The organism is Streptomyces sp. NPDC050423, assembly GCF_040655445.1.
Lineage (GTDB): Bacteria > Actinomycetota > Actinomycetes > Streptomycetales > Streptomycetaceae > Streptomyces.
This window is the reverse complement of record NZ_JBFAJY010000058.1, coordinates 24100-34652: the sequence shown is the minus strand read 5'-3', so window position 1 is coordinate 34652 and position 10553 is coordinate 24100. Positions and strand designations below refer to the sequence as shown.

The window sequence follows — 10553 nt, the reverse complement described above, 5'->3', positions numbered from 1 at the left end:
GGTTCGGTGCTGGTCATAAGGGGTGATTCTCCTGTCGCGCCCTCTCAGGCTAACCCGACAGATCGGGATGTCTCACCCAAGGCTGACAGAGAGGGAAGCGCAATCGGGCACGCAACGGGTGATGGCCGCTCTTCACCGCTGCTGCTGGCACGTTGTGGCACGGCCGGTCACAGATTCAGGTCCGGGCGCCATGGAGGTCCTCGGGCGTGAGAGTGGGGACGTCGGCGGCGCAGCCGCTGCGTGTGACGGCGAGCAAGGGGGTGGTGTCGTCGGCGCCGGGAAGCTGGGAGCGGTGGGTGATGAGGCGGGCGAGGCCACGGTTGTCGAAGGGCTTCTTCTCCAGCCACTTGACCGAACCCACGAGTGTGATCTTCTTGGCGACGGGGGCGCGGTCGGCGCAGCGAGCCGGGGGCAGCATGCACGCTTCATCGCCACCGTCCGCACCGTCCGCACCGTCTTGAAGCTGATGGGATGGGACGACGCCGCTTCCTGGGTGGCGTCGAGTGAGCCGACTGCCTCACCGTGGTTCACCGCCCCAGCAGGCACGGCGATCACTCGTACACGACTGCGGCGCTCAGGCGCGAGTGAACAGCGTCGGCGACCCGTTCCACCGCAGTCCGATCCTGTCCACGACCTGGGTCGCGAGCGTCCATGCGCCCTCGTCGTCGGCCACGCATACCCGCGACCCCTCTACGTTCAGCACCCCCTCGAAGACGTCGTCTCCCATGACAGGCACAGCGCGGTTCCAGATCGGTACCCGAGTGAGGTCGGTCCGCCGCGAGTCTGGACGACGATGTGTTTGCTGTCGCTACAAGCCGGCGCGTTGTCCCGGTCCAGCTCCGGAGGATCGGTGGATCCGATGAGGAGCACCGGATGATGTGGGTAGAAGTCCACAGCCCCAACCGGCATGACGCCCCTCCTGATCTGCTGAGATGGGCAGAGAGTATCGCCGCGCGAGGTGGAGGCCGCAGAGTCTCGACGACTCAGGCCAGGCCTGCCCCGAGGGCGCGGCGCACGGCGTCGGCGCGGTCCTTGATGTCCGCCTTGGCGAAGAGGTTGTTGATGTGCGTCTTCACCGTGGCCTCGCTGATGAAGAGCTTCTCGGCGATGGCACGGTTCGGCAGGCCCTGGCCGATCAGGGTGAGGACCTCGCGCTCGCGCGGGGTGATGTCGCCGGGCAGCGGCTGTCCGGGGGCCGGGGGCTTGGTGCGGACCGTCTCCAGGAGGCGGTTCTGGACTTCGCGGTCGAGGACGGACTGCCCCGCGGCGGCGGCGCGGATGGCGCGGGTGATGTCCTGGCGCCCCGCGTTCTTGGTGAGGTAGCCGGTGGCGCCGGCGCTCAGCGCGGCCAGGATGGAGTCGTCGTCGGCGAACGTGGTCAGGATGACCACGGCGACCTCGGGGTGCTCCGCGGTGAGCCGCCGGGTCGCCTCGGTGCCGTCCATCACCGGCATCCGCAGGTCCATCAGGACCACGTCGACCGGGCCTGCGGCGACTGCGGCGAGTACTTCGGTGCCGTCGGCGGCCGAGGCGACGACGTCGATGTCCTCGGCCAGGCCGAGGACCGCGGCCAGCGGCTCCCGTACGGCAGCCTGGTCGTCGGCGACGATCACACGTAGCCGCTGAGGATTCTGCGTCGGTTCACTCATCCCGGTATCACTGCCTCCACTTGCCAGCCGCCTTCGTCCGGTCCTTCGTTGACCGGGCCCGCAGATATCGTTGCACCCAGCAGGGCGACCCGTTCCCGCATGCCGATCAGCCCCATTCCGCTGCCGATGCCCGCGCGCACCGCACGGGTCGCCGCGCTGTTACGGATCCTCAGTGTCGTTGATGCGGCATCGAACGTCAGCTCCACGTGGACCTCGCCGCCGGGCGCGTGCCGGGCGGCGTTGGTCAGCGACTCCTGCGCGATCCGCAGCAGGTTCTGCGTGACCTGGGACGGCACGTCGCGCGCGGTGCCGGTGAGGGTGAGGGCGTCGCGGTGGCCGGACGAGTCGAGCATCGCGGTCAGGCTGCCCACCAGCGGCAGGGAGTCCTCACGGAGCGCGTGCACGGTCCACTGGGCCTGTTTCAGGCTCTCCTTGACCATGCTGTGCGCCTTCTGGTTCGCCTCGCGGACTCTCTCCAGGTCACCGTTTTCGATCAGGGCGTCCGCCAGTTCCAGCTGCATGTTGATGCCCGCGAGGGAGTGGGCCAGGACGTCGTGCACGTCGCGGGCGATCCGTCCCCGCTCGGTGAGGACGGCGGCCTGGGCCTCGGCGCGGGCAGCCCGCTCGGCGGACTCCGCGGCCTCGATCACCGCCTGGACGGCGCGCCGGCGGCTGCGGTTGATGATGCCGAGAACGACCGGAGTGCCGGTGGCCAGACCGACCGCCCAGGGCAGCAGGTGGTGGCCGGGGCCGATGCGCAAGTACAGGACTCCGCCGCACAGCAGGCTGCAGAACGCCGCGAGGACCAGGGCCGGCCTGGGCTGCAGCCGGTATCCGGCGTGGCCGACGATGAAGAACGCGAAGAGGTAGCTCGATCCGCTGCGGCTGACGGCGATCAGGGCGGCCGCGGCGACGATGCCGAGGGTCAGCCCGACCAGGGCGACGCGGGGCGGGACCCTGTGCTCGGGCAGGTGCCGGGCGAGGAGCGCGAGGGAGTTGACGACGATGAGCGCGGCGACCACGAGTCCCCGGCCGCTGAGACCGATCGGCCGCACCGTGAGGAACGCGGAGCCGATGACGCAGAGGGTCAGGACCCAGCCCACGCGAGGATCGTGACCTGCGAAGGCCAGGGGGCCGGATGCTCGGTACGGGGCCGAGCCCGTAGCGGGCGCGCTCTGCTCCGTAGGGGTGCTCTGCTTTTCTGGGACGCTCTGTGCTTCGGGCACGGCGTGACCATAGTCCACGGTCAGGCCGTGCGGTCGAGAGAGGGCGCCGGGTGCGTCGATGCGGTCGTCTGCGCCTGCCTGCCGTTCACCATCCGGCTCCGGATGAAGATCGTCGCGAGTCGCGTGACGACCTCGGTGAGTGCCATCAGGACGAAGGCCGCGACCCAGGCCTGGTCGGTGGTGATGTGGTGGGCGATGCTGAACCGCGCGACGTTGTCGGCGCCGCCGTGCGAGACCCAGAACTGGAAGCCCATGCGGGCACCCATGCCGAGCACCCAAAGGATCGCGGAGACCGCGCCGGCCTTGATCAGCAGGTGCTGGCCCGCAACCCGGATGCGGGTGTGGACGCCGCCCGCGATGCCGAGCGCCGCGCCGACGGTCATGAGCGCGCCGATCAGCACCAGGTCGTTGCCCGCGGTGGGCACGCTGTCGAGGTACGTGTGGGCCACGAAGGCCACGATCCCCAGCGGGATCAGGAAGCTCTTGAGGTCGAGACGGCCTTCCCGCAGTTGCCGGAAGACGATCAGGACGAGGGCGATGTCGGTGATCCACTCGGTCGTTGTCATGCCCTCAAGAGTGCTGGCGCAGGGCCTCGCGCACCTGGACCCATGGGTGGAACGACAGGTGGAGATCGTCGTCCCGCACTCCTCCACCCCACCCGCCCCCGCGCCTCTGCGCCGTACCGCTTGGCAAGGTCCGGGGGAGCTCGGAGAGGCAGGTGCACAGACCCATCACGGCGGCGAGCGCGCTCGGGGTCGGCAGGGGTGACCTGGATCGGCACGACATGCGCCCTGAGGCGGGGCGGAGGCGGCTCCGGCGCGGCGACGAGGCCCGCCGCGACGAGGCCCGCCGCGACGAGGCCCGCCGCGACGCGTGCCGCCGGGCGAGGCCGGCGGCGTAGGGGAAGTACTCCCACAGCGTCCACCGGCCCGCTGCTGCCCGGACTGCGGACTCCCGTACCTTGGCTCCTCGTCCGGACTCGCCCACGCACGGATTGCGGGGCCGCGGCGGCGGGCGAAAGCGAGGAACTTGCGCGGCTGCGGCTGAGCATCGCGACGTGGATCGCGGACTTCCGCGACGAGCGCCTAAGGCACGGCGCGGCCGGCGCGATGCCGCCCGCAGAGTTCGAACGGATCATCAACGAGGCACGCAACAGGTCCGGTCAAGAGGACCGAGCCGCATAACGAAGGACTCTGCGATCTCTGGGGATCGCCATTCCCTGATCGCCATTCCCTGATCTCCATGCCCGGCATCGGGATCAGGACCGAGGCCCGCATCCTCATCGACGTCGGTGACGGCAGCGGCATCGTCACCGGCGGACATCTCGCCGCCTACGCCGGCCCGGCACCCGTGACGAGAAACTCCGGCTCCTCCATCCGCGGCGAGCACCCCTCGTGAAGCGGCAACAAACGGGTCAAGCGAGTTCTTCTGCCTCGCCGCGTTGGCCTCGCTCTCCCCGCCCGAGTCACGCGCCTGCTACGACCGCAAGCGCCGCGAGGGGACACCACATCGCAGCCCTCATCGCACTGGCCCGACGACGCATCGATGTCCTCTTCGCTCTGCTCCGAGAGGGCACCTTCCACCAACCGCCCACACCAGCTACGGCTTGACGAAAACCGACGGGGAATCACCCGGCCTCAGTCTTCCTCTCCCTCGCCAACTGGGCTGCGAGACGGCACAGAACGTCATCATGCAGGACGCGGTTTCAGTAGATGTGGCGGCATTCATCATACTGTCCCTGGTATTCGTCGAGGCAGGGAGTTCTCCCCCATGTACAACGAGGAATCGGTTCCGCCGGACGCCGGTAGCAAGCGGTCGGTCGCCGGGCGTTACCGACTGTTGTCAGTACTCGGCGAAGGCGGCATGGGCACCGTGTGGCGCGCCTATGACGAAGTGCTGCACCGTGAGGTGGCGGTCAAGGAGGTACGCGCCTCCGCCGAGCTGCCGGCAGAGCACCGATCGCGTCTGTACACCCGGCTGGAGCGGGAGGCGTGGGCGGCGGCACGGGTCGACTGTGCTGAGGTTGTGACCGTTTATGACGTGGTCACCTTCGACGGCCGGCCGTGGATCGTGATGGAACTCGTCCGCGGCCGGTCGCTGGCCGACGTCATCTCCGCCACGGGCGCGCTGTCACCAAAGGAAGCCGCGCGCATCGGCGCCAAGGTGCTGGCCGCACTTCGTGCCGCGCACGGGGCAGGAGTGCTGCACCGCGACGTGAAACCCGCCAACGTCCTGCTGGGCGAGGACGGCCGGGTGGTACTGACCGACTTCGGAATCGCTACCGTGGAGGGAGACACGGCGTTGACGATGACCGGCGAGGTTGTCGGCTCCCCCGAGTATCTGGCGCCGGAGAGAGCATTGGGCCGGACGCCGGACGCTACGTCCGACCTGTGGTCGCTGGGCGCGCTTCTCTACACAGCCGTCCAGGGCCGTTCGCCGTTCCGTCAATCGACGGCGCTGGCGACACTACGCGCCGTCGTGGACGAGGAATTGCCGTCGCCGCACAGGGCGGGAGCGCTCACGTCGGTCATCGAGGGCCTGATGCGCAAAGACCCGCAGGATCGGATGACGGCCGAGCAGGCCGCCCAGAAACTACTGCTGATCGAACGGGAGATGGCAGAGCCGGCGCAGGCCGAGGAGCGGGCGGAGGAGCGGGAGCGGCCCGCCACCGGGGCCACTGCGGTGGCCTCGGCCGGGCAGGACGTCGGCGGGTCGCAGGAACCGTCGGATGACCGTCGCTCACGCGGTCGCCGGACGAAGGTGCTGGCGGCCGTTGTGGGCGTTGTGGCGGTGGCCCTGATCACCCTGCCGTTCCTGAGCGACGGCAAGGGATCGACGGACGACCAGAGCAAGCTCGCGGCTGTCGGATCGGCCGCATCGCCGGAGGCGAGGGACAGCCCGGCCGGCGTGCCAGGAGGGCTGGAATCCGCGTCGGCGACGCCGAAGAAGCCCGCCGGCAAAGCCAAGAGCCCCGGGAACTCTGCGGTTCTCCCGAGCGCAGGGACCCCTTTCCCCAGCACAGGGACTACGACGCACACCTCACCGACCGGGCAGGCGACCGCCCAGGCCGAGATCCCGGAACACGCCGCGAGTGGTGCCCCTGCGACGGCCCCGGCGCCGCTCGTCGTCAAGCCGGTCGCGAAGCTGCACGCCGCCACGTCCTGGAAGTCCGGCCGACTGCAGCTGGGCATGCAGGCCGATGGCAACCTCGTGCTCTACGACCGGCAGGAGAAGCGGGTGATGTGGGCTGCCGGCACCTCCGGCAAGAACAACATGGCGGCGTTCCAGGATGACGGCAATCTCGTCATCTACACCGCGGCCGGTCGAGCGATATGGGCCTCGGACCCGGTCGGCTTCACCAACGCCACCCTGGTCATCCAGCCCGACGGCAACGTCGTCATCATGGCCGGTGGGAAGCAGGTGTGGGCCACGAACACGCACATCTGACGCCGACAGCAGGCGCGTCCCGGGCGCCCCACCTTGAGGGCCGGCGGGCGACCCGCGCTCTCCGGTCACCGACGTGATCGCGCAACGGCCGGAGCCACGGTTGGGCTTGATCCGCTTTGACGGACATTCGGGATCTGGGGTTCAGCCCCGGGAGGATGTCCATCATGGAGAGCATGGGGAAGAAGAAGCCTCGCCGCCCTCCGTGGACAGAACACCTAGCTAAGGGCTGTCCCGCAATTCCTGGCGGGCGCACGACGACAGCTACGGCACCTCGCTGCGTTGTCGGAACGCCCGAATACATCCAGTATTCGGGCGTCCCTCCGCCTTGCGATGCACCGCATCTGACGCCGCGCGCTGTTCCACCAGCAATTGCGGGACAGCCCTTAGGCCGGGCCAGATGCCGACGGTGGTTAGTGAGGTACGCGTTGAGCGGCGGATCGCGGAGAGCGGCCTTCCAGTGGCCCAGTAGGACTTGGTCAGGTCGGTGTTGGTGTGGGTATGTCGCGGTGGCAGGTGGGGCAGGCGCCGGCCCTTGTCGCGAGCAGGGTCTGTAGCCCGCGGACGACGCGGTAGAGGCTCAGACCGGCGCCATGTTCTTTTTGGGGCTCTGGTCAGTCGTTGCAAAGTACAGATGGCATGCGCGACGGAGACGAGGGTGACGTGGGGATGCCAGCCTGACCAGGTCCGGCCCTCGAAGTGGGCCAGGCCCAGGGCCTGCTTCATTTCCCGGTAGTCGTGTTCGATGCGCCGGGATGCCCCACGAGCGGGTCTCATCGAGCATGTCGAGCGCGAGCTGCCACTTCTGGCACGGCCTCGGGGGAGACGTCGCGTAGCCACCCCGGGTCCGAGCGTCGCTGCGCGCTGGACGCGCCGGCCGAATTCCTCTGAGCGGGGGGAAAAACCTCTGCGCGGGCCGATCTTGGCTGATATACGCTGCGCCAGTCTTGTTCGAACAGTATGGCGAATCTGTGTCACCGGATACGCCACGCCCGGGGGGGCATTCCCATGACTTCGCAGTCCCGCGCGGTGCTCGGCATCGTGCTCACTCCCGTTCTTGCCCTGGCCGCCGCGGCCCCGGCCGCCGCCCACACCACCGCCACGGCCGTGGGCGCGGCCACCGGCACCACCGCCACGGCCACCACCCCGGCCGCCGTCGAGACGCGTGCGCCGGGCCCGTGGGGCACCCGCACCCTGCACGCCCCGAACCCCGACCCCGCCTCCGCCTCGGGCGGGCTGAACGCCTTGGAGCCGGCCGGGAACGGCGCCCTCGTCTCCCTCACCGGTGACGGGCTCTCCCGTTCCACCCGGATCCGGACCGCCGGCAGCACCCGTTGGCTCGCTCCGCAGACCTGGCCGGACGCCGGCGGGTACAACACCGAGCTCGTCTCGCTCGGCGACGGCTCGGTGCGTCTGGTCTGGCGGGCCGAGCGCGCCGACGACCACGACAACTACTGGCTGAAAGTGGCCACCCTCAAGCCCGGCGCGACGGCCTTCTCCGAGCCCGAGTACGTCGCCGCGGTTCCCCAGAAGGGCTACCACCACCTGGCGGCGGCCCCCGACGGCCGGCTGGTCGCCGTGTGGTCGGTCTCCGGCGTCGTGAAGGCCGCCGAGAAGACCGGCCCGCAGGCCGTGTGGACCGCTCCGGCCGACCTGAACGAGCAGCCGCCGTCCGGCAGTCGGGACATTTCCAGCATGGACCTGGCGGTCGCCAAGGACGGCACCACCCTGCTGGTGTGGCAGTGGCAGGCAAGCAAGGCCGTCGTCGCCCTGGAGAAGGCCCCCGGCGCGTCCGCCTGGACCGCGGTCCAGCGCTTCCCGGTCCCGGGCGTGGACCTGGCGCGCCCGAAGGTGTTCGCCGGTCCGCAGGGCGGCTTCGACGTGTTCTACGACCATCTCGCGCACCTCATGCACACGCGCCGGTCCGTCGTCGCCACGCAGTGGAGCACTCCGCGGTCCGCCGCCGACCACGGCAGCACGTACGGGATGACGGCACCCGCCTACCTGCCCAACGGCGACCTCTTCGCCGCCGGCGGGCCGGGCTACTCGACCGGCCCCTGGTACGCGGTGCGCTCGGCGGCCACCGGCGCCTGGCAGCCGTACACGCAGCCCTTCTCCACGCACAAGAAGGTGCGCGCGGTCGGCGCGGCCGCCACCTCGGGCGGCACGGTCACGGTGACGTGGCGGGAGGGGTACTCGGGCGAGGAGTACACGATGGCCGCCGTCTTCAAGGGCGGCACCTGGTCCGCCCCGCGGCGGCTGAGCGCGACGAATGCCCGGTTCACCGGGGCGCCCCAGGTGGCCGCCGACGCGCTCGGCCGGCCCGTCGTGCTGTGGGACGAGTACAAGCTGACCGGGACGAACAGCTTCGCCCTGGACGGCGTCCACCAGGCCACCACCACCAGCCGCGCGCTGCCCAAGTGGCGTGACTACACGGACGACGGCAAGGCCGACCTGTTCGGCCGCAACGGCACCGGGCTGAAGGTGTACGCGGGCGACTCGACGAAGCTGACCGCGGGGCAGCGCGCGAGCAGCTGGCCGACGGGCACGCTCGTGCTGCCGTTCGGCGACCTCGACGGCGACCGCTGCAACGACGTGTTCGTCCGCTACCCGAAGGGCGAGGCCCGCGTCTACCCGACGATCTGCGGCGGGCTGCCCGACCAGCAGTCGTTCCACGTCAAGGTGTCCTCGGACTGGAGCGGGTACGACGCGGTCGTCTCGCCCGGCGACGTGACGGGCGACGGCCGGGCCGACCTGCTGACCCGGTCCGCCTCGACCGGGAAGCTGTACGTGTACGCGAACAACGGCGCGGGCGGCTTCAAGGCCCGCTCGCTCACCGGGTCCGGCTTCGGCGGCTACAAGAGACTGATCGCCGCCGGAGACCTCGACGGCGACGGCAAGAACGACCTGCTGGCCCTCGACGCGTCGAACGAGCTGTGGCGGTTCAGGGGAACCGGCGCCGGCACGTTCAGGCCCCGGTCGCTGGTCTTCAAGGACTGGGGCACCTCCTACAAGGACGTGGTCGGCGGGCTCGACCTGTCCGGGGACGGCCGGGCCGATCTCGTCTCCCTCGACAAGAACGGCCGCGCCTGGCTGAACCGGGGCAACGGCCACGGCGGTTTCGGCAACCGCTCGCAGGTCGGCAAGGCCATGAACTGGTCGAACATCCGCATCTCCTGACGGCGCGGATCCGACGGCCACTCGGGACCACGGGGTCCCGATTGGCCGTCCTCGCATCCGGCTCCGGTCCCGGCGGGTCCGCCCGGACCAGCTCGCCCCGGAAGGGCGGACCGACGGCCCTGCCGTCCTGGCTGGACGGCAGTTCACCGCACCCGGAAGGTTGCAGCGAACTCAGCCGCTCACTTCAGCCGTTGAGGAACTCCGCACACCGGTAGGTGCCCAGCACGGCGCCTTCGGACGGCCGCAGGGTGACCTCGACGTCATCGGTCCTGAGCTTTGGTTCGAGTACGGACCGGGCACGCGCCGGCGTGCAGACCAGCTGCCCCGTTCCCTGGCCGTGCCCCGTGGCGCGTGCTTCGGGTGGGCCGGCGGGTCAGAGAGGGATGATGCGTACTTGGTTGCCGCAGAGCTTGGTCATGTCGTCGCTGTCGGACGTCAGGAGGACGACCGGTTTCGGCTGGCGCAGGGCGACTTCGGCGACCGTGGCGTCGACGGCGTACTTGTGCCCGTGCAGTCCGGCGGCTTTGAGGAGCTCCGCTGCCGCTTTCGCCGCTTGTTCGCTGACCGGCTCCACCTTGACGCGGGACAGGGCCCAGTTCAGGCGGGGGATATTGGTGCGGGAGTGGCTGACTTCCACGATGGTGTTGGCCCCGATCACGAGGTCGGCTCCCATGTCGTGGAAGACCTGCAGCATCGCGAGGAGCTTGCGTTCCTGCGTGATCCAGGCGGAGAGCCCCTCCGAGTCCAGCACGACGGTCTCGATGCGCTCGCTCACGCGGCGTCCGCGCCCTTGGAGGAGCCGGCGGCGCCAAGGATCTTCGCGCGGGCCTCGGCGAGCTCCTCGTCCCTGAAGGGTCCGTGCTCCTCCTCGTGACGGCGGAGGTCGTCGCCCAGGAGCTGGTGCCTGATCTGGCGGGCCACGGCTTCCGCTACATAGCCGGAGACGTTGTCCGTGAGCTTGCGGAGCTCCGCCACCTGATCGCTGGGGAGCGTGACGGTGATGCGAGTCGTCGAGGACATAAGTCAAAGCATACTGGAGTATGCGCATGCTGGC

Annotated in this window: 10 protein-coding genes and 1 pseudogene; 4 read left to right on the top strand and 7 right to left on the bottom strand. The window is 69.9% G+C overall.

Annotated features, from left to right (window positions below; all coding sequences use genetic code 11):
- Positions 1-175 precede the first annotated feature (175 nt).
- The 5 genes from AB0I52_RS30510 to AB0I52_RS30490 all read right to left on the bottom strand — a co-directional run bounded on the left by AB0I52_RS30510 (position 176) and on the right by AB0I52_RS30490 (position 3441).
- Positions 176-418 (bottom strand): hypothetical protein, encoded by a 243-nt coding sequence (locus tag AB0I52_RS30510; RefSeq protein ID WP_363078094.1) that lies wholly within the window; start codon positions 416-418, stop codon positions 176-178.
- 156 nt (positions 419-574) lie between these two features.
- Entirely contained in the window at positions 575-736 is a 162-nt protein-coding gene (locus AB0I52_RS30505) for a hypothetical protein (RefSeq protein ID WP_363078092.1), read from the bottom strand.
- A 247-nt stretch (positions 737-983) separates the two neighbouring features.
- A complete protein-coding gene (locus AB0I52_RS30500; protein WP_363078090.1) occupies positions 984-1649 on the bottom strand; it encodes a response regulator transcription factor in 666 nt (221 codons plus the stop codon).
- Positions 1646-2752, bottom strand: a complete 1107-nt coding sequence (locus AB0I52_RS30495; protein ID WP_363078088.1) for a histidine kinase — start codon at positions 2750-2752, stop codon at positions 1646-1648. Before AB0I52_RS30495 ends, AB0I52_RS30500 begins: the two co-directional genes overlap by 4 nt.
- 143 nt (positions 2753-2895) lie before the next feature.
- Positions 2896-3441, bottom strand: a complete 546-nt coding sequence (locus AB0I52_RS30490) for a hypothetical protein (RefSeq protein WP_363078086.1) — start codon at positions 3439-3441, stop codon at positions 2896-2898.
- Between the two features lie 152 nt (positions 3442-3593).
- On the opposite strand from AB0I52_RS30490, the gene AB0I52_RS30485 reads away from it, so the two are divergent.
- From AB0I52_RS30485 to AB0I52_RS30470, 4 genes and pseudogenes are all read left to right on the top strand, one after another.
- Positions 3594-3776 carry a hypothetical protein gene (locus tag AB0I52_RS30485; RefSeq protein ID WP_363078084.1) on the top strand — a complete coding sequence of 61 codons (183 nt, stop codon included), beginning with the start codon at positions 3594-3596 and terminating at the stop codon, positions 3774-3776.
- A gap of 332 nt (positions 3777-4108) precedes the next feature.
- Positions 4109-4485, top strand: a pseudogene (locus AB0I52_RS30480) (transposase); the annotation flags it as partial.
- 160 nt (positions 4486-4645) lie between these two features.
- Complete coding sequence (locus tag AB0I52_RS30475) at positions 4646-6322, top strand: protein kinase (protein WP_363078082.1); 1677 nt, start codon at positions 4646-4648, stop codon at positions 6320-6322.
- Positions 6323-7327: 1005 nt separating this feature from the next.
- Positions 7328-9499: a VCBS repeat-containing protein gene (locus AB0I52_RS30470; protein WP_363078080.1), complete on the top strand. Its 2172-nt coding sequence runs from the start codon at positions 7328-7330 to the stop codon at positions 9497-9499.
- A gap of 373 nt (positions 9500-9872) precedes the next feature.
- Here the strand turns inward: AB0I52_RS30470 and AB0I52_RS30465 are convergent, their stop codons facing one another.
- Both AB0I52_RS30465 and AB0I52_RS30460 read right to left on the bottom strand, forming a co-directional pair.
- Positions 9873-10274 (bottom strand): DNA-binding protein, encoded by a 402-nt coding sequence (locus AB0I52_RS30465; protein ID WP_363078078.1) that lies wholly within the window; start codon positions 10272-10274, stop codon positions 9873-9875.
- Complete coding sequence (locus tag AB0I52_RS30460) at positions 10271-10519, bottom strand: type II toxin-antitoxin system CcdA family antitoxin (RefSeq protein ID WP_363078076.1); 249 nt, start codon at positions 10517-10519, stop codon at positions 10271-10273. Before AB0I52_RS30460 ends, AB0I52_RS30465 begins: the two co-directional genes overlap by 4 nt.
- Positions 10520-10553: the final 34 nt, after the last annotated feature.

Bases quoted from the DNA above. Each gene is read 5' to 3' on its own strand.
- AB0I52_RS30510 (WP_363078094.1), bottom strand. From the start codon at position 418: ATGCTGCCCCCGGCTCGCTGCGCCGACCGCGCCCCCGTCGCCAAGAAG.
- AB0I52_RS30490 (WP_363078086.1), bottom strand. From the start codon at position 3,441: ATGACAACGACCGAGTGGATCACCGACATCGCCCTCGTCCTGATCGTC.
- AB0I52_RS30475 (WP_363078082.1), top strand. From the start codon at position 4,646: ATGTACAACGAGGAATCGGTTCCGCCGGACGCCGGTAGCAAGCGGTCG.
- AB0I52_RS30470 (WP_363078080.1), top strand. From the start codon at position 7,328: ATGACTTCGCAGTCCCGCGCGGTGCTCGGCATCGTGCTCACTCCCGTT.
- AB0I52_RS30500 (WP_363078090.1), bottom strand. From the start codon at position 1,649: ATGAGTGAACCGACGCAGAATCCTCAGCGGCTACGTGTGATCGTCGCC.
- AB0I52_RS30460 (WP_363078076.1), bottom strand. From the start codon at position 10,519: ATGTCCTCGACGACTCGCATCACCGTCACGCTCCCCAGCGATCAGGTG.